The sequence below is a fragment of the Streptoalloteichus tenebrarius genome (assembly GCF_024171885.1).
GTDB lineage: Bacteria > Actinomycetota > Actinomycetes > Mycobacteriales > Pseudonocardiaceae > Streptoalloteichus > Streptoalloteichus tenebrarius.
Window position 1 is genome coordinate 1 of the sequence record NZ_JAMTCP010000025.1, and the last position, 18,636, is coordinate 18,636.

The window sequence follows — 18,636 nt, forward strand, 5'->3', positions numbered from 1 at the left end:
ATCTGCCCGAGTCCCACCACGCCACCTACGACGACTTGTTGGCTCGGGCTTCGAAGGTTGTGCGGCTGGAACACGTGGACTCGACCGCCGAAGCGCACATGAAGGCGAGTCTGCGCATGTTGGACATCGCCGATCACCTGATCGCGGTGTGGGATGGGCTTCCCGCACGAGGGTACGGCGGCACAGCCGACGTCGTTCAAGCGGCACAGGAACGGGGGTTGCCTGTGACTGTCGTCTGGCCACCTGGTGCACATCGGGACTAGAACCCGTTCCTGAAACACGGGTCCTCCGCCGCTTCCACTCACTGCCGCCGCCGGACGCGTTCGAGCTTCCGCAGCTTTCTCCGTTCGTGCGCCTGGCGGAGCGAATCGAGGGAGCACACTTCCTGTCTCCGGTCGATCGGGCGTGGATGCGTGAGCGCCTGGCCGAGTCGCGACATCGGTACGGCCAGATTCCGCGGGGCCGGCCGATCGGCGTTGTGTCGCCTGCTTCCGGGGCGAGCGGGGTCCGCGCCCGTGGTCTGGGTGGCGCGGGGTGTCATGAGACAGCGGGTGGGGCACCGTGGAAGGCACCCCGCCCGCCCTGACCTGCGGAATCAGAGTCAGTGTTCAGCCCACACACTCCGCCGTCTCCGTCATGACGCTCACCTCGCATCGACTCGGATCACTCGCATCAGCACTGGTCGTTTCCTCGTCCACAGTGGAATTGGGGGAGGAACGTCCACAGTGGACGTCCAATGACGGGCTCTTCCGTTCCGTGGGCTCAGGTCCGCGCGGCGAGCTGCTCGTTGACCAGGGCGACCAGCTCGCGGGGGGACTCCACGGTGGTGACGGCCTCGTCGGACAGGACGACGCCCAGCTCGCGCTGGATCCTGGCGGAGACCTCCAGCAGGGCGAGGGAGTCGTAGCCCAGCTCCTCGAAGGTCGCGTCCGGCGCGCCCCCGTCGAGGTCGGCGTGCTCCGCCTCGCCCGCCGACTCCCGCATCAGTCGCTTCAGCTCGTCGAAGGTGAACTCGGTCATGGTGTTCCTCCCGTGGGATGGGTTCGTGAAGGCAGGGTCAGGGCAGGTCAGGGCGCGGCGCGGACCACCGCCGCCGCGTTGAAGCCGCCGCGTCCCCTGGCGACCACCAACGCGGTGCGCAGGGCCGCGGGGCGGGGCTCGTCGCGGACGAGGTCGATGGCGTACTCCTCGGCCACCGTCTCGACGTTGATCGTGGGCGGGATGACCTGGTCACGCAGGGACAGCAGCGCGGTCGCCAGGTCCAGCGCCGCGCCGCCGGAGTAGAGCCGGCCGGTCATGGTCTTGGGCGCGGTGACCGGAACCCCGCCCGGACCGAACACGGCGGTGAGCGCGGCGGCCTCCACCCGGTCCAGCTCGGCGATGCCGGCGGCGTCCGCGAACACGACGTCCACGTCCTCGGGGAGGGCGCCGGCGTCGGCGAGGGCCAGCTCGACCGCCCGCCGCAGCCCGGGCTCCCGTCCGCTGCCCGGCCTCGGGTCGAAGGTGGCGGCGTAGCCGGCGATCTCGCCGTAGCACCGCGCCCCGCGCTCCCTGGCCGACTCCGCCGTCTCGGTCACCAGGATCGCGCCACCCTCGCCGGGCACGAACCCGTCGGCGCCCGGGCTGAACGGCACGTAGGCGCGGTCCGGGTCGTCGCGGCGGGACAGCGACCCCGTGGTGAGCTGGGCGACCCAGCCCCACGGGCACAGCGAGCCGTCGACGCCGCCGGTCACCACGAGCCGGGTCCCACGGCGCAGCCTGCGCCGGGCCTGGCCGAGCGCGTCGAGCCCGCCGGCCTGCTCGGTGACGACGACGCCGCTGGGCCCGCGCATTCCGTTGCGGATCGAGATCTGCCCGGTGTTGACCGCGTAGAACCAGGCGAAGGACTGGTAGGCGCTGACGTACTCCTTGCCCTTGCTCCACAGCTTGTCCAGCTCCCGCTGGGCGAACTCGAAGCCGCCGGAGGCGCTGGCGGTGACCACGCCCATGCCGAACTCGGGCATGTCCCTCGGGTCCACGCCGGCGTCGGCCAGCGCCCGGTCCGCGGCGACCAGGGCGAGCTGGGTCATCCGGTCGGTCTGCGGGATCAGGCGGCTGGGCAGATGCTCCCGTACCGCGAAGTCGCGGATCTCGCCGAACAGCCGGGACGGGTACTGCCCGGGGTCGAAACGGGTGATCCGGCCGATGCCGTTGACGCCCCGCAGCGTCGCCCGCCAGTACTCCTCGACGCCCAGTCCGGTCGGGGCGGTGATCCCGATCCCGGTCACCACCGGGTTGCCCGTCATGCCGCCCTCCCCGGTCGCGTCAGCACCATCGCGCTCTGGAACCCGCCGAACCCGCTGCCCACCGTGAGGACCGCGTCGAGCCGCCGCTCCCTGGCCACCAGGGGCGTGTAGTCCAGGTCGCACTCGGGGTCGGGCTCGCGCAGGTTGGCGGTCGGGGGCACCACCCCGTGCTCGATGGCCAGGGCGCAGGCCGCGATCTCGATGGAGCCGATGGCGCCGAGGGAGTGGCCGACCATCGACTTGATGGAGCTGACCGGCGTGCGGTAGGCGTGCTCGCCGAGGCTGCGCTTGAAGGCGGCGGTCTCGTGCCGGTCGTTCTGCTTGGTGCCCGACCCGTGCGCGTTGACGTAGTCGATCGCGGTCGGGTCCAGCCTCGACTCGTCGAGCGCGGACGTGATCGCCTCGGCCATCTCCCTGCCGTCCGCGCGCAGCCCGGTCATGTGGTAGGCGTTGCACCGGGAGGCGTACCCGGTGATCTCGGCGTAGACGTGGGCGCCGCGCCGCCGGGCGTGCTCGTACTCCTCGACCACGAACATCGCCGCGCCCTCGCCCAGCACGAACCCGTTGCGGGTGTTGTCGAACGGGCGCGACGCCGTGGCCGGGTCGTCGTTGCGCGGGGTGGTCGCCTTGATCGCGTCGAAGCAGGCCAGGGTGATGGGGGAGATCGGCGCGTCGGTCGCGCCGGTGACCATCACGTCGGCGCTGCCCTCGCGCACCAGGTCGACCGCGTAGCCCACCGAGTCCAGTCCCGAGGTGCAGCCGGCGGAGATGACCGCCGCAGGACCCTCGGCCCCGACCTCCCACGCGATCTCGGCCGCGATCGAGCTGGGCACGAAGTAGTCGTAGAAGTGGGGGACGCCGTAGGTGTGGTCGGTCAGCCAGAGCCGTCCGCCGTCGCTGATGACGACGTACTCCTCCTCCAGTTTCATCGTGCAGCCGACCGCGCTGCCGACCGCGACGGCCAGCCGCGTCGGGTCCACGGTGGACAGTTCAAGCCCGCTGTCCACCACCGCCTCCCTGGTGGACACCACCGCGAACTGCGCGGCCCTGTCCATGCGGCGGATCCGCTGCGGGCCGAGCCCCTCGCCGGCGGGGTCGAAGTCGGCCTCGCCCGCCACCCGCGACCGGAACGGCTCCGGGTCGCAGAGCGTGATCTTCCTGGTGGCCGTGCGGCCGGAGGAGATGAGGTCCCAGAACGCCTTGGCCCCGATCCCTCCCGGGGCGACGACGCCGATGCCGGTGATCACCGCGCGCCGCCTCATCGCGCGCTCCCACCGGGCCGGCCGGGGGCGCCCGGCGTGAGACGCCGCGGGGCGCCGTCCGGCCAGGGAGTCCCTGTCCGCTCAAGCTGACCAACCATGCCAACCGCACCCTTTCCGACCGGGCAGCAACGGAACCGCGGGGCCGCCGGAGGCGACGCCCCGCCGGAGACGGCGGCCGCGGCGGGAGATCGGGGAGCGCCGGTGGTCCCTGGCCGTCGCGGCCGTCGCGGGTACCAGGCTCGCAGCGCGATCTACAGAACCACTTGACGGCACCTAAGGAAGAACTGGCGTTCTGGCGAGGGAATTCCTTGTGTCACAAAGGAAGACCCCCTCGACCGCCGGATGCGGCCGAGGGGGTCGTGTGCCTCTGTGGCAGTGGGTCAGGTGCCCGGAACGCCCAGTGATTCCCAGAACCCGCAGTGGTGCTGGGTTCCGAAGTCCACCGTGTGCGTGCCACCCGGTCCTGGCGCGAACGCCAGCACGTCGGTGTCGGACCGGAAGGCGGGCCAGGTCGGGCCGCCGGGGGCCGTGGGGGTTCCGGTCGCCGCGAAGCTCGTCCAGTAGGCGATCATCTGGTCTCCGAGCTGGCGTTGCGCGCTGTCCAGCTCACCACCGGCGTTGGCGTAGCGGAACAGGTACTGGAGTTCGGCGGTGTGTTCGGCACCGTGCGGGAAACCGGGGGTGACGACGCGTTCGGGCGCGGTGCCGTCGGCGAACTCGTAGGCCCTGACCGGGACGTGCCGCGCGGCGAGCCGGTCGGTCCAGAGGCCGGCGCACAGGGCGACGGCCGCGCCCACCCCGTTGTGGTCGCTCTGCGCGGTGGCCAGCGCGAGGCTGGGCGTGGGGTACTGGGCCAGCGGGTACTCGGCCCGCACGCGGGCGGCGTTCGCCCCGTAGATCCGCTCCAGCAGGATCGGGTACTGCTCGGCCGTCACCGGCTTGCCTGCCTCGTCGTACTGCTGGCCGACGAAGAACCGCGCCTCGTCGCGGTTGCCACCGACGAGCAGCGGGACCTTCTGGAACGTGCCGTCGGCCAACGCCGTCCTCGGCTGGACCGGCAGCACCGAGGCACCCACGGGCGGCGCCAGCGGCGGTCGGGTCGCCACGACGGCGAGCAGGTCCCGCACCGGTTTGGCGCGGAGGCAGGCCGCGACGTCGCCTCCCGAACAGCCGACCGACTGGGCGAACGCGGCCCCGTCGGCGGCGGCCTCCGCCCTGGTGCGGAACGGCATGGAGCACGGTCCACTTTGGATGATCGCGCGGTGGAACAGCCCGGCGGCGGACGGCGAGGCGAGGTGGGCGCAGACGGACAACGCGCCGGCCGACTCGCCGAACAGCGTGACGTTGCCGGGGTCACCGCCGAAGGCGGCGGCGTTGCGCTTCACCCACCGCAGGGCGGCCTGCTGGTCCTGGAGGCCGAAGTCGCCCGACCTCTCCGTGGCGGTGTCCAACGCGTCGCTGGTGAGGAACCCGAACACGTTCAACCGATAGTTGACCGTGACGATGATGACGTCGCCGCGCACGACCATCCGGGTCGGGTCGTACTGGCTCGCCGCGCCGTGCCGGAACCCGCCGCCGTGCAGCCAGACCATCACCGGCAACGGGCGGTCCAGTCGGAGCGGCGTGTGGACGCTGAGCTTGAGGCAGTCCTCGTCCACGCTCGGCACCATGCCTGACCCGCTCGGCTGCGGGCAGGCGTTGGGGGTTCGAGTCCCGTCCCACGTCGACGGCCAGGGCGCGCGCGGCTGTGGCGACCGCCATCGCAGGTTCCCGGTCGGCGCGGCGGCATAGGGCACACCCAGGAACGAGCGGTGATCCGTCGCCACGGTGCCGCGCACCAGGCCGGTGTCGGTCCGCACCAGGGAGGGATCACCCGTGCTCTGGGCGAGGGCGGACGGGCCGGAGCCCGGCCACACGGCGACCAGCAGACAACTCGTCAGGACGGCCCCGAACATCCGAGCCAGGCGGCGGCGCGACCGTGGACGGCGCCAATGTGGCTGTGATGGCGTCGATGGTGGTTGTGGTTGTGGTTGTGGTTGTGGCACAGCGTCTCCCCAGTTCCGGATCTCGACGGGAGCGGGTGGTCAGGCGAAGGCGTCCACGTGGGCCTCGACCCACTCCCGGAACGTCCGCGCGGGCCGCCCGAGGACCTCCGCGACGGTCGGCAGGGGACGTGCGCGGGGCCGATCGAGGGCGATGGCCTGGCCGAGCGCCTGGAGGACGCCCGCGACGGTCTCCGGCGGGTGGTGGCGCGCCATGGCCGCCCGCTGCTCGTCGAGGGAGATCCGCTCCACCCGGATGTCCCTGCCCAGCGCCGACGCGAGCACCGCCACCTGGTCCCTCGCGCTGAGCGCTTCGGGGCCGGTCAACGTGTGGATTCGGCCGTCGTGGCCCGGAGTGGTCAACGCCGCGACCGCGACCGCGGCGATGTCGTCGGGATCGATCGGGGCCTGCACCAGGTCGGGCGCGGGGGAGCGGACCACCCCCTCGGCCCGGATCGAGTGCGCCCAGCCCAACGCGTTGGACATGAACTCGCCGGGCCGCAGGATCGTCCACGCCATCCCGGACTCCCGCAACGCCTCCTCGGCCTCGCGGTGCCAGCGCGCCAGCTCGTTGTCCACCCCGTCCTGGGCGAACTCCTCGCCGCCCATCGAGGACAGTTGCACGACGTGCCGCACGGCGGTGGTCCGTGCCACGCTCACCAGGTTGGCGTCGTACTCCGCCTTGTGGTGTCCCGCGGACATCAGGAACACCCGTTCCACGCCGTCGAGGGCCGGCACGAGGGTGTCGGGCACGGCCATGTCACCAGAGACCACGTCCACGCCGGCGGGCAGCGCGGCCCGGGCCGGGTTCCTGGTGAGGGCGCGGACCTTGGCGCCGGCGTCGACGAGCCGGCGCAGAACCCTGCTGCCCACCGTTCCGGTGGCGCCTGTCACGAGAATCATCACGCACTCCTGTCCAGCACGATCCGCAACGCCCGTTCCAGTTCGGTCGCGGTGCACTCGCCCACCGACCGCCACGCGACGAACCGGTCCGGCCGCACCAGCGCCGCGCCGCGCTCGCTGATCCCGTACGCCCTGGTCCACGCGCCCTCGGGATCGACGAGGCCCGGACCGGCGTGGTCGGGGCCGAGAACGCGGCGGACGTCCAGGCGGATGCCCAGCCGGGCGGCCACCTCGGCGGCGTCCCGCTCCCACGCCGGCGCGTCCGCGCCGACCAGCAACACGAACCCCTGCCCGAACAACCAGGTCGTGCAGGTGGGCCGCCCGTTGTCCCGCAACGGGACGTAGGGCGCGCGGGAGCCTGGCCGGCCGGTGGGCCGGGTCGGGTCCTCGATCAGCTCGCCGGCGTCCCCCGGCTCCCTGACCACCGCGCCGTGCGCGCAGCGGTACCCGAAGACCTGGAGCACCGGGCTGATGATCTCGGCCGCCGTGCCGTCGTCCAGCTCGGGGGCCAGCCGCTCCAGCGTGTTGGCGAACTGCTGCTCCGCGATCATGTCGGCCACCGGGCGGCGCTCGGCGTCGTGGCTGACCAACAGGCCGGGACCCGCCTGACCGCGCACCACCGCCGCCAGCTTCCACGCCAGGTAGAAGCCGTCCATGATGGCCGTGCTGCCGCCGAGCCCTCCAGGGGCCGGCACGACCTTGGCCGCGTCGCCGACGAGGAACGCCCTGCCGACGCCGAAGCTGTCGGCCACGCTCTCGACCAGCGGCGTCTCGCCGGTCTCCACGATCTTCAGCTCCAGGTCCGGCAGGTCCAGCCCCCTGCGGACCAGGTCGACGAACCACTCCTCCGGCAGCGAGCGGTGGTCCGTCGACTCCCGGGACAGACCCCGGATGTACCCGTACCTGCCGGGGACGTCGGTGGTGTAGAAGATGCCGGGCGTCTCCTCGTTGAGCAGGTGGAACAGCGCGAACTTCCGCCCCTGCGCGACCCCGGGGAGCTGCGCGAGGGGCTCGGTCATGTCGGCGTCGAAGAACACCCGCAGCAGGTGGCCGAGCACGCCCCTGCCGTGCGTGCCCACGCCCAGCCCCTCCCGGACGGGGCTGCGCCGGCCGTCCGCCCCGACCAGGTAGTCCGCGCGGATCACCCGCCGCCCACCGGTCCCGACGTTCTCGACGACGGCGGTGACGCCCTCGTCGTCCTGCTCGAACGACCGCAGCGCCGTGGAGAAGCACAGGCGCGCGCCCAGCTCCCTGGCCCGCTCGGCCAGGATCGGCTCGGTGCGCTCCTGGCTGGCCATGGACCAGTCCTCGGGGCTGACGTGCCGCATGCTCATCTCGCCCGAGGTCATGATGCTGGTGAGCACGGGGCCGGCCAGCGACTGCGCGACCACCATGTAGAAGTCGGTGGTGCCGCCGGGACCCGCCGCGCGGAGCTGGTCGGCGACGCCGGCGACGCGCATCGCCTCCATCGCGTGCGGGTACTGGCCCCGCGCCTTCATCACTCTGGTGGTGCTGGCGTGCTTCTCGACCAGCAGCGGCCGGACGCCGTGCAGGCCGAGGAACAACGCGGTGGTCAGGCCGGCGAGGCCGCCACCCACGATCAGGACGGGTACACGCTCATCGATCACGGCCGGTCTCCGCGGGTCGTTGGCGAACGGAGGGAGAACGCCTACTCCATCCACTGTGGACAGTGGTGGGCGGGCGCCCGGAAACGGGCGCTGGGCGCAGGACGCGGGACTCCGCGCGGCGGACGACGCCGGCAGCGCGGGCGACACTACGGTTAAGCGATCTTCGTTAACGTTCTTCTTCAAGGAAGATCGTTAAAGGTTGTCGTCAACTTCTTAACGGGCGTCGGGCGTCGGGCGCTGACCACGCCCGACACCCGACGCGCCTCACTCGAAGTGCGGCAGGACCTTCTCGGCGAACAGGCGCAGCGACCGCGCGGACTCGGCGACGGGCATGCTGCCGGCGACCACGGTCAGACCGATCGTGATCTCCCCGAACCACTCGCGGATCTGTTCGAGCTGCTCGATGACCTGCCCCGGCGTCCCGACGAGGACCTTGTTCTCCTTGAGCTGCTGGTCGAAATCGTGCTCCTTGGCCTTCTGGGCGATCTGCTCGTAGCCCCTGTACGCCTCGCTGCGGGTCTGCGCCCACTTCGCGATCGCGCCGACCAGCTTCTCGTGCGTGTTCTCCGCGTGGGCCTTGCCGAGGCGGTACGCCTCGTCGGCGTCCTCGTGCAGGTAGGTGTGGTAGGTCATCTGCACCTGGTCCTCGAGCGGCGGGTGCCCGGCGTCGGCGTAGGTCTTCCGGTACAGGGCGAGCATGTCCCGCACGTTCTCGACCTTGTTGATGGACGGCACCATCATCAGCCCGTGCCCGGCCCGCCCCGCGGCCTCGCACGACTCCGGGGTGCGCGCGGTCGCCACCAGCGTCGGCGGGTGCGGCCGCTGGTACGGCCTCGGCAGCATCGTGACCGGGCCGAACTGGTGGAACCGGCCCGCCCAGACCACGTCCTCCTCGGCCCACAGCCGCCGGCAGGCCTCGACGCCCTCGTCGAACCGCTCCCGGCTCTCGTCCATCGGGATCTGGAACGCCTCGAACTCGTCGGGCAGGAACGCCCTGCCGAAGCCGACGTCGAGCCGGCCCCGGGAGATGTTGTCCAGCATGGCGAGCTTGCCGGCGAGCTTGAGCGGGTGCGAGAACACCGGGAGCACGGCGCCGGTCACCAGGCGGATCCGGCTGGTGCGGGCGGCCACCGCCGCCAGGAACGTCACCGGGTCCGGGCTGTACCCGCCGTAGTGGGTGAAGTAGTGCTCCACCGTCTTCACGTGGTGGTAGCCCAGCTCCTCTGCCAGCTCGGAGAGCTGGAGGAACTCCTCGAAGACCTGCGCGCCGTCCTTCTCGGCGGGCGAGACGTTCGGGGGCAGGTTGATGCCGAACCTCATGATGCTCCTCAGGAGAGTCGTGCTAGGCGGTGGGGACCGAGAGCCGGTCGACCGTGGGCCACGACGAGTACGCGCGGCGGTGGTACATGAGGGGGACGCGGTCGTGGACCGCGCCGGCCTCCAGGCGTCCGATGAGGATCGTGTGGTCCCCGACCCCGATCTCCCGCTGCACCACGCACTCCGCGTGCGCGATCGCGTGTGCGGCCAGGACGGGCGCGCCGCCGGCCGCGGCGGAGGGGACGTGCCGGACGCGACCGAACTTGTCCTGGCCCTTGCCCGCGAAGACCTGCGACAGCTCGCGCTCGGAGTCGGCCAGGAAGTTCACCACGAACACGCCGGACTCGCGGACGGCCCTGAGCGTCTGCGAGCCCTCGTCCAGGCACACCAGCAACAGCGGCGGCTCCTTCGACACCGCCGTCACCGTGTTCGTGGTGAGCCCACGCGGGGTGCCGGCGCCGTCGATCGTGGTGACCACGGCGACCGTCGTCGGGAGGGACGCGAAGATCTGGCGGAATCCGTCGGCGTCGATGGGCATGAGTCATCCGTCCCTGGGAGTGGGTGCGAACGGCCGGTCCCCGCGCGCGGTGGGGGAACGGCGGGCGGGTGGTCGGGAACGGCGGGTGGTCGCGGCGCGTGCGGTCGGGAACGGCGGGCGGTCGGGAACGGGGCGGGTGGTCGTGGCCCGTGCGGTCAGCGCGGGTCGGCGGCCGGCTCGAAGCGCGGTGGCCACGCGGTGCCGTCGTGCAGCACCCTGCGGTGCGCCACGAGCCAGGACCCGTGGGCGCGCACCAGGACGTCCTCGGCGAGCGTGCTCAGGTGGACGGTGGCCGTGCCGCCCCTCGGGGTGTCGAAGACGACGGCGTAGTAGCGGGTCGCGACCTCGTCGGCGCCGTGGCCCCCTCGGGGCTGGGCGCTGACCATGCCGATCCAGTGGCGCCGGGTGAGCTGGCTCGCCGCCACCCTGGCCGCCGCCGCGCGCATGCGGGTGGCGATCTCCCGCCGGCCCCGCCAGGGTTCGGGCACCACGTTCTGCTCGAACACGCCGTCCTCGGTGAACGTCGCCGCCCAGTCGTCGGCGGCCCCGTCGTCCATGAGCTGCATCTGGCGGGAGTAGAACCGCAACAGCTCCTGGTAGACCTCGGCCGACACCGTCTCTGGCGGCACCGTCTCTGCCGGCACCGTCTCGCCCGACGCCGCCGTGCTGGCGCTGGTCATCGCGCCACCCTCAGGCCGGCGCGGCGCTCCGCGTACTCCTTGGCGTGCTGGAGCGTGGCGGCGCTGTTGGCGCCCACGGCCCTGCGGACGAACGCCCTGGCGTCGGCGAGGGTGGCGTCCTGGCCGAGCACCGGGGTGACGGCGTCGGGGTTGATCACCACGGTGTGCCGGGAGGTGGCGGAGACGCCCGCCGCGGTCCTGGTGAACAACCACTGTCCTGTATGGACGGTCAGCAGCCACGGCAGGACCTGCTGCTTGTACACGATCTTCTCGTGCGGGAAGCACACCCGGACCGACCGCGTGGTGTGGGTGGAGCCGTCGACCGCGCGGGTGTCCATCTCCAGGACCTGGACGTCGCGGGTGGTCTCGCGCAGGTCCACCCTGGCCACGTGCGGCAGCCGCGTCGGCCACTCGCCGGCGTCGCGCACGAAGTCGTAGACGTCCTCCAGCGCGCCGCTGACCTCGATGCCGTCCTCGAACGAGAAGGCCAGGTCGGGCTGGCGTCCGGCGCGCTCCACACCCTCCTTCAGCGCGTGCAGCTCGTGCTCGCTGTTGTGGTGGATCGCCTGCCGTATCCACCGGGTCGCGGCCGGGTCGTCGGTGAGGAGCCGGAACTCGTGGTGGATGCGCACCACGCTCTCCTCGTCGGAGACCCGGTCCACCGACCAGACGCTGTTCATGGACGCCAACGGCGGCGGCGAGATCCGCTGCCGGAACGCGACCACGAGGCGGTCCCGGTCCGCCTCGTGCCCGCTGACCCACGACCTGATCTCGTCCTTGGCGGTGGCCCAGACCTGGAACGCCGGGTCGGAGCCGTCGTCGGTCAGCGGCTCGACGTGCACCATCGGCGGGAGGACGCGGGGCCAGTTGACCACGTCCGTGACGATGTCGAACAACGTCCTGGCCGGAGCCAGCACCCTGACCGAATGCTCGCTCTCGTACGTCTGCTGTGCGGGCAAGTCCGTCCGACCTCCTCGCCTGGGCTGGCGGATTCCGTGGTCGACGCGTCGCATCCCTCGCCGGAATGCCGGATCGGCGTCGGAACGAGCCTGACAACGCGTTCTCGAAGGCGCTTGGAGGTCCGCTAGTGCCCGGATGAGAGCCGGAGTCAGGGGAGGTGGACGTCGCCCGCGGGTGGGGACGGGTCAGGGGTTGGTGAGCAGCCGGCGCGCGCCGGGTCCCTCCGACGACATCACGTCTTCCGGGTTCGCCAGCGCGCAGTCCCGCATCGACAGGCAACCGCAGCCGATGCAGCTCGTCAGGTTGTCGCGCAGCCGCACGAGCTGCTCGATGCGGTCGTCGAGGTCGGCACGCCACTCGGTGGACAGCCTGGCCCAGTCCGCGGGGGTCGGGGTGCGGTCGGCGGGCAGCCGGGACAGGGCCTCCCGCACCGCGGCCAGGGAGATCCCCACCCGTTGGGCGGCCCGGATGAACGCCACCCTGCGCAACGTGTCCTGCCGGAACCGGCGTTGGTTCCCCGACGTCCGCCGGGAGCGGATCAGGCCCTGGGCCTCGTAGAAGTGCAGTGCCGACACGGCGACACCGCTGCGCGCCGCCAACTGGCCGACGCTCAGCTCCTTCCTGCCCTGATCCACGTCCGGATCATAACGGGGACCAGGGGGCGCCGAGGTCTTCTGACCAGCGTGCTTGCTGGTCGCCACCGCCCTGGTGGCGGGAGCCGTCGCCGGGGGCCGTTCTCGGACGCTGTCGGGCATCGGTGCTCGCATGGGGTCGCTGGTTCGACGGTTCGACGGATCGACGGCGGCCCACCCGTGTCGTGGGGCGCGGGTGGGCCGCCGGGTCCCTCAGCGCAGGAGGGAGCGCGCCTCGCCGAGGACGTCGTACTGCGGGTGCCACGCGCCGGCGTGGAAGCTGACGACGATCTCGTCGGCGCCCGCCTCCGCGTAGGCGGCGAACCGGTCGGCGACCGCCCGCGCGTCACCGGTGAGCAGGATCGACGCGGCCTGCTCGTGGGAGATCCGGTAGACGTTCGCGAGCGAGGCGACCGCCCTGTCCGCGTCCGCCTCCCCGAGCGCGGCCATGACGCCGAGGACGACCCGGGGCGCGGGGCGTCCCCGCTCGGCGGCGCGCTCCCGCAGCCGGGCCACCTCCGCGCCGAGGGTCTCGGGCGGCAACGAGGACGGGAACCAGCCGTCGCCGTGCTCCAGGACGCGGCGCTGCGCGACCCCCGAGTTGCCGCCGATGAGGATCGGCGGCACCGTCGCGCCCGGCGCGAGCGTGACCACGGGCTCGCCCGGCTCCTGGGGGAGCCGGGTCGGCTCGCCCGCGATGAGCCCGGGGAGGACGGCGAGCGCGGCGTCGGTCCTGGGGCCGCGCTCCTCCTGCGGCACCCCGACGGCCTGCCAGGAGGCCGCGCCGTGCGGCGTCCCGCCGGAGCCCACGCCGAGCGACAGGCGGTCGCCCGACAGGTACTGGAGCGTGGCGACCTGCTTGGCCACCCACGCGACCGGGCGCAGCGGCAGGATCAGCACACCGAAGCCGATCCCGACCCGCTCGGTCACCGCCGCGGCGGTGGCCAGCGCGATGCCGCTGTGCAGCGCGGGGCCGCCGAAACCGGTGATGAGCTGGTCGCCGGACCACACCGCGTCGAGGCCGACGGCCTCGGCGTGCCGCGCCGCCTCGGCGATCTGCCCGTACGCGCCGCCGCGCTCCTTGCCGAAGACGGGCAGGTGAACCCCGATCCTGGGGACGGACATGGACGTCTCCTCCGCGTGCGCGCGTGTTCTCAGGGAATGAGCAGGGTCTTGCCGAGGGCGGCGCGGGCCTCGATGGCCGCGTGCGCGTCGGCGGCCCGCTCCAGGGGGAAGGTCTGGCCGATCACCGGGCGCAGCCGGCCGGACGCCGCCGCGTCGAGCGCGTCCACGATGAGCCGGCGGAACTCGGCCGGTGTCGGCGCGACCTGGGCCAGGCCCAGCAGCCGCACGCCGCGCTCGGCCACCTCGGGGCCGGACGTGTCGGTCCACTCGCCACTGGCCAGTCCTGATTGGACGAACCGTCCGCCGCGGGCCGTCAGGCGCAGCGCGGCGGTGCCGATCTCGCCGCCCACGCCGTCGAAGACGACGTCCACCCCGGCGCCGCCCGTCGCCGCGAGGACCTCGTCCGTCCACTTCGGACTGGTGTAGTCCACGACGACGTGGGCGCCCAGTTCCCGTGCGAGATCCAGCTTGCGCGCGCCGCGCGCCGCGGCGACCACCTTCGCCCCCTCGGCCAGCGCGAGCTGGACCAGGAGGCTGCCGACGCCGCCCGCCGCGGCCTCGACCAGCACCCACTCGCCGCTCGCGACACCGGCGAGCCTGGTCAGGCCGATCGCCGTGCGCCCGTCGGCCAGCACGGCCGTGGCCACCCGCACGTCGAGCCCGTCGGGCACGGGCACGACGTCGCCGGCGGAGACGGCGACCAGCTCCGCGTAGCCGCCGGACCCGCCCGTCGTGCTGACCACCCTCGCGCCGACCAGGCCCTGGTCGACGCCGTCGCCGACGGAGACCACGACGCCGCCGACGCCGTTGCCGGGCACGACGGGGAGCCGGGGGTTGCCGAAGGGCGACCTGCCGGCCCTGACCTGGGTCTCGACGAAGGTGACGTTGACGGCCTCGACCCGCACCACCGCCTGTCCCGCCCCGGGGACGGGGTCCGGGGCCTCGCCGGGCACCAGCGCCTCGGGTCCCCCGAACTCGTTCAGCCACACCGCTCGCACCGACTGCTCCCTCCAGGACCGCCCCGGACGCGTCCCCTCGACCGTCTATCGGAGCGTTTCGCTCCGTTTCACGGTAGCGGAGCGAAACGCTCCGGTCGACGTAGACTGGGCGATGTGACCGACGACGCGGAACCCTGTGCCGAGGCGAGCGGGAGCTGTCCCCGACGGGGCCGCCAGGCCGAGGCCGAGCTGAATGACCAGCGGGTGCTGGAGGCCGCGCGCGACGTCTTCGCCTGTGAGGGCGCGGACGCGCCCGTGGCGGCCGTCGCGCGGCGGGCCGGTGTGGGGATGGGGAGCCTGTACCGGCGTTACGGCAGCAAGGAGGAGCTGCTGCAACGCCTCTGCGAGCTGTCCATGGAGCAGTCCGTCGCCGCCGCGGAGGAGGCGCTGGCGTCCGACGAGGACCCGTGGACCGCGTTCACCGAGTTCGTGCGGCGCTGCGTGCGGAACCGCTGTGGCGCGTTTGCGCCGGTCGCGGGCAGAATCCCCGTCTCCGACGCGATGGACCGCACCTACCGGCGTAGTGAGCGCCTGCTCAGCCAGCTCGTCGCGCGGACCCAGGCCGACGGCTCCCTGCGCCCCGACGTGAACACCGTCGACATCTCGCGGCTCATCGAGCTGTTCAGCCGCTCTTTCGGGTCGGGTTGCGGGGGGCGCACCGATGACCTGGTGGCTCGCCGGCTCCTCGCCCTCGCGCTCGCCGGCCTGCGCGTCACGGACGGCGATCCCCTACCCGGGCCGATGCCGTCTCTCGCCGACTACGAGGGCCGTTGGACCTTCGCCGGAGACCGGTCGTAGGACCGTGTTTCCCTGACCGGTCGCGGGACGCCGCGCCGTCCGGTGACGGCGAGCGCGACGTTCCACAATGGACCGTTCATCGGGTTGGGGCGGGCGCGGTCTCCGCCGCCGGACGCCGCCGCGCCGGCCTGGTTACGGTGGTGCTCGTTCCTGCCATGGAGCGAGGAGGACTCGCCGAGCGACCTGACGTCGCGCTGACCCGCACGCTCCTGATGGCACCAGTATTCGCCTGGCTTTTGGCTCTGTATCGAGAAAGATGGCTTGCTCACTCCCCGTCCGGCTGACGTGGGGCCGAGCGTGTTCGCAGGAATGCGTTGTAGCGCGCCCTTTCCCCGTCAGGACCGGCCGTGAGCGGCCTCGTAACACGTCACGGCAGCGGCGGGGGCGCGTCGCCAGACTGGCCACCATAGCCATCCGGGCAGTAGCCGGCTCCGCTCCTCGTGCTCGGCGCGACTACGCGGATGTCCCTTCTAGTCACTCACTTAACTGACCACCTCCAAACCCGTCGCAATCCCAACCGCGAGTAGCCAGAAGCCGGACACCAGCTCCCGCCAGTGCCCGGCTGTCCTGACGCCCGCGCTTCCGTGGGCGTTATCCCCGCGTGCGCGGGGCCAACAAGTAGTCCGAGTCTGCGGGCCAACCTTCCTCGGGCTCACCCCCGCGTGCGCGGGGACTCGCTTGAATGCTCCCAAAGTGACTGTTGGGAGCAACCTGCCCCTCGGCCTATGGCCCCGAGATGAGCTTCATCAGCTCAGAGTGTCAGTCCAGCCGGGTTGCCTTGTGCGCTGGCAGCTGCGCAGGTTGTGCGGGAGCTTCACTGCCTTGATCTGCGGGGGTGATCAGCCTGAGCGAACGCCTACCAACCGCTCGTCTCCGGACGGGCACCGCTCATCGTTCTCAACCGTCCTCTTTTGTGGGGTCTCGGGTATAACGATCTTGTACATGTGAAGCCCTCGGCGGCTTCAAGTGAGGGCCCCATTGCGTCGAGGCAGGCAACTCCTGCGGGCATAGATGGCGGGGCTGGATCAACAGGGAGTTCGTCATGGGTCGACGTAGCCAGCGTGGTCCCCAGGGGTCGTCATCCGTACCCTGCGCGCGCTTACCCCTTCCGGGTGAGTTCACACTGCCTGGTCCGGGAGACTTTCTGCGCAGCATCCCCTGGTTGCTGCTGGTCCTTGTGCTTCACAAGGAGGGATGGTCACTGAAGGAAGTCGGTGTGATGCTTACAGTGCTCGTCGTGATGTCTCCGGGCCTGTTGCTCGTGAGTCGAGTCGTGAGCGTCCTGCTGGAGAGCTGGGCGAGTGTCGCCTCCTCTTGTGCAGGCAGAATCGGGTACACAGACCGATAACACTTCGCGCTCAGCCGGCCCAGACACCCGCAGACGGCCGGGTTTCGCCGGTGTCAGCCGGACACGGCTGGCACAGCAGAAGGGCCCGCTGACCATGTGGTCAGCGGGCCCTTCTGTGGTGGTGCCCCCGGCAGGATTCGAACCTGCGCACCCGCCTCCGGAGGGCGGTGCTCTATCCCCTGAGCTACGGGGGCCCCGTCTCTGCGATCTCTCGCGGCGACGTGAAGAAGCTTAGCGCATGTTCCGGGATGCTTCGCACACCCCCCTGGTACGCGGATGATCACGCTCCTAGCGTGCTGACATGAACTCGGTGAGTGGACGGCGCGAGCGCGTCGTCGAGTCGGGCGGGGTGCGGCTGGCCGTCCGAGAAGAGGGGGACCCCTCAGCCCCAACAGTGCTGCTAGTCCACGGTTTTCCTGACAACTCCAGCCTGTGGGACGGGGTCGCCGAGCGCCTCAGGGACCGGTTCCACGTGGTGCGGTACGACGTGCGCGGGACGGGCCGTTCGGACCGCCCGGAGGGGCGCGAGGCGTACCGTCTGGACCGGTTGGCGGCGGATGTGGTTTCCGTCACGCGGGCGGTGAGCCCGGACCGGCCGGTTCACCTGGTCGGGCATGACTGGGGGTCCATCCAGGCGTGGGAGGCGGTGACCGAGCCGGAGCACCAGCACCTGTTCGCGTCGTACACGTCGATCTCCGGCCCGTGCCTGGACCATCTGGGCCACTGGCTGCGGGACCGGCTGCGCCGCCCCGGCGGGCGAGCGGACGCCCTCAGGCAGGGTCTGCGCTCCTGGTACGTCTACGCGATGCACGTCCCGGTGCTGCCGGAGCTGGCGTGGCGGCACGTGCTCGGCCCCGCGTGGGCGAGGGCGCTGGGCCGTCGGGGCGCGGCGGGCACGGAGACCCTGACGGAGGACGCGCTCCACGGCGTGGAGCTGTACCGGGCGAACATCCTGGAGCGGCTGCGCGCGCCCCGGGAGCGGAGGACGTCGGTCCCCGTGCAGCTCCTGGTCCCCGAGAGGGACCCGTTCGTGTCTCCGGCGGCGCTGGACGACGTCCCTCGTTGGTGTGACCGGGTGTGGCGTCGGGACCTCCCGGCCGGTCACTGGGTGCCGAGGTCCCGGCCCGAGGTGGTCGCGCGGGCGGTCACCGAGCTGATCGATCATCTGGAGGGGGAGGACATGGCACGGGAGCTGGTGCGGGCGAGGGTGGGCGCCGGTCGGCGCGGCCGCTTCGCGGGGCGGCTCGTGGTGATCACGGGCGCCGGGAGCGGCATCGGCAGGGCGACGGCGCTGGCCGCCGCGGAGGCCGGGGCCGACGTGGTGGCGTGGGACATCGACGGCGCGGCGGCGGAGCGCACGGCCGAGCAGGCGCATGAGCGCGGCGTCCGGGCGTGGGCGAGCCGGGTGGACGTGACCGACCCCGAGGCCGTGCGCGCGGCGGCGGCGGAGGTGCGCGCCGAGGGAGGCGTGCCCGACGTGGTGATGGCCAACGCGGGCATCGGGGTGATGGGCTTCTTCGCGGCGACGGACGAGCACGTCTGGCGACGCGTGGTCGACGTCAACCTCCTGGGTGTCGTGCACACGCTTCAGGCGTTCCTGCCGGCGCTCATCGAGCGGGGGCAGGGCGGGCACCTGGTGATCACGTCGTCGATGGCGGCGTACGCGCCGGCGCCCGGCAACCTGACGTACACGGCGGCGAAGGCCGGCGTCCTGGCCCTCGGCAGGGGCCTGCGCGAGGAGCTGGCGGAGCACGGGATCGACGTCTCGGTGGTGTGCCCCGGGATGATCAGCACGAACTTCGTCCAGGGCATGACGCTGTTCGGTCTGTCGGGTGAGCGGCATGACCGCGCGCGGACCACGAACGAGCGGCTCATCGCGAAGGGACGGCCGCCGGCCGTGGTCGCGCGCGCCGTCCTGCGGGCGGTGGAGCGCCGGAGGTTCCTCGTCCCGGTCAACCCCGAGGCCAAGTTCGCCTACGTGATGTCCCGGGTCGCGCCGGCGGCGCTCTCCCGGCTGCTCCGCGTGTTCATCCGGCGCACGATGCCCGACCTCGTCACCTCGGGGCGTCCCCAGCCGGGTCACCGGGCCGAGGAGGTGCGGCCGCGCTCGTAGCCCGCCG

15 protein-coding genes, 1 tRNA gene and 1 pseudogene are annotated in these 18,636 nt (G+C 72.2%); 3 read left to right on the plus strand and 14 right to left on the minus strand.

Annotated elements, in window-relative coordinates; all coding sequences use genetic code 11:
• Positions 1-263 (plus strand): annotated as a pseudogene (locus tag LX15_RS19850) (hypothetical protein); the annotation flags it as partial.
• Positions 264-762: 499 nt separating this feature from the next.
• On the opposite strand, the gene LX15_RS19855 reads toward LX15_RS19850, so the two are convergent.
• From LX15_RS19855 to LX15_RS19915, 13 genes are all read right to left on the minus strand, one after another.
• Positions 763-1,020, minus strand: a complete 258-nt coding sequence (locus tag LX15_RS19855; protein ID WP_253671119.1) for an acyl carrier protein — start codon at positions 1,018-1,020, stop codon at positions 763-765.
• 47 nt (positions 1,021-1,067) lie between these two features.
• Entirely contained in the window at positions 1,068-2,285 is a 1,218-nt protein-coding gene (locus LX15_RS19860; protein WP_253671120.1) for a ketosynthase chain-length factor, read from the minus strand.
• A complete protein-coding gene (locus tag LX15_RS19865) occupies positions 2,282-3,547 on the minus strand; it encodes a beta-ketoacyl-[acyl-carrier-protein] synthase family protein (protein WP_253671121.1) in 1,266 nt (421 codons plus the stop codon). Before LX15_RS19865 ends, LX15_RS19860 begins: the two co-directional genes overlap by 4 nt.
• A gap of 380 nt (positions 3,548-3,927) precedes the next feature.
• Entirely contained in the window at positions 3,928-5,502 is a 1,575-nt protein-coding gene (locus LX15_RS19870; RefSeq protein WP_253671122.1) for a carboxylesterase/lipase family protein, read from the minus strand.
• Positions 5,503-5,631: 129 nt separating this feature from the next.
• A complete protein-coding gene (locus tag LX15_RS19875) occupies positions 5,632-6,492 on the minus strand; it encodes an NAD(P)H-binding protein (RefSeq protein ID WP_253671123.1) in 861 nt (286 codons plus the stop codon).
• Complete coding sequence (locus LX15_RS19880) at positions 6,492-8,120, minus strand: FAD-dependent monooxygenase (protein ID WP_253671124.1); 1,629 nt, start codon at positions 8,118-8,120, stop codon at positions 6,492-6,494. The genes LX15_RS19875 and LX15_RS19880 overlap by 1 nt, the downstream gene beginning before the upstream one ends.
• 264 nt (positions 8,121-8,384) lie before the next feature.
• Complete coding sequence (locus LX15_RS19885; RefSeq protein WP_253671125.1) at positions 8,385-9,440, minus strand: LLM class flavin-dependent oxidoreductase; 1,056 nt, start codon at positions 9,438-9,440, stop codon at positions 8,385-8,387.
• 22 nt (positions 9,441-9,462) lie between these two features.
• On the minus strand, positions 9,463-9,975 hold the full coding sequence (locus tag LX15_RS19890) for a flavin reductase family protein (RefSeq protein WP_253671126.1): 513 nt from the start codon (positions 9,973-9,975) through the stop codon (positions 9,463-9,465).
• A gap of 155 nt (positions 9,976-10,130) precedes the next feature.
• Positions 10,131-10,655 (minus strand): nuclear transport factor 2 family protein, encoded by a 525-nt coding sequence (locus LX15_RS19895; RefSeq protein ID WP_253671127.1) that lies wholly within the window; start codon positions 10,653-10,655, stop codon positions 10,131-10,133.
• A complete protein-coding gene (locus tag LX15_RS19900; RefSeq protein WP_253671128.1) occupies positions 10,652-11,614 on the minus strand; it encodes an aromatase/cyclase in 963 nt (320 codons plus the stop codon). The genes LX15_RS19895 and LX15_RS19900 overlap by 4 nt, the downstream gene beginning before the upstream one ends.
• A 186-nt stretch (positions 11,615-11,800) precedes the next feature.
• Positions 11,801-12,250 carry a redox-sensitive transcriptional activator SoxR gene (gene soxR / locus LX15_RS19905; RefSeq protein ID WP_253671129.1) on the minus strand — a complete coding sequence of 150 codons (450 nt, stop codon included), beginning with the start codon at positions 12,248-12,250 and terminating at the stop codon, positions 11,801-11,803.
• Positions 12,251-12,460: 210 nt separating this feature from the next.
• The gene (locus LX15_RS19910; RefSeq protein ID WP_253671130.1) at positions 12,461-13,372 is read right to left on the minus strand and encodes an LLM class flavin-dependent oxidoreductase; all 912 of its coding nucleotides are present in this window, start codon (positions 13,370-13,372) and stop codon (positions 12,461-12,463) included.
• Between the two features lie 29 nt (positions 13,373-13,401).
• The gene (locus LX15_RS19915; protein ID WP_253671131.1) at positions 13,402-14,370 is read right to left on the minus strand and encodes a zinc-binding dehydrogenase; all 969 of its coding nucleotides are present in this window, start codon (positions 14,368-14,370) and stop codon (positions 13,402-13,404) included.
• Between the two features lie 114 nt (positions 14,371-14,484).
• Between LX15_RS19915 and LX15_RS19920 the strand changes: the two genes are divergently transcribed.
• A complete protein-coding gene (locus LX15_RS19920; RefSeq protein WP_253671132.1) occupies positions 14,485-15,168 on the plus strand; it encodes a TetR/AcrR family transcriptional regulator in 684 nt (227 codons plus the stop codon).
• 1,467 nt (positions 15,169-16,635) lie between these two features.
• Here LX15_RS19920 and LX15_RS19925 read toward each other — a convergent pair.
• Positions 16,636-16,710, minus strand: a tRNA-Arg gene (locus LX15_RS19925).
• Positions 16,711-16,817: 107 nt separating this feature from the next.
• Here LX15_RS19925 and LX15_RS19930 point away from each other — a divergent pair.
• Positions 16,818-18,629, plus strand: coding sequence for an SDR family oxidoreductase (locus LX15_RS19930; RefSeq protein ID WP_253671133.1), 1,812 nt, complete (start codon positions 16,818-16,820; stop codon positions 18,627-18,629).
• The last annotated feature ends 7 nt before the right edge of the window (positions 18,630-18,636 follow it).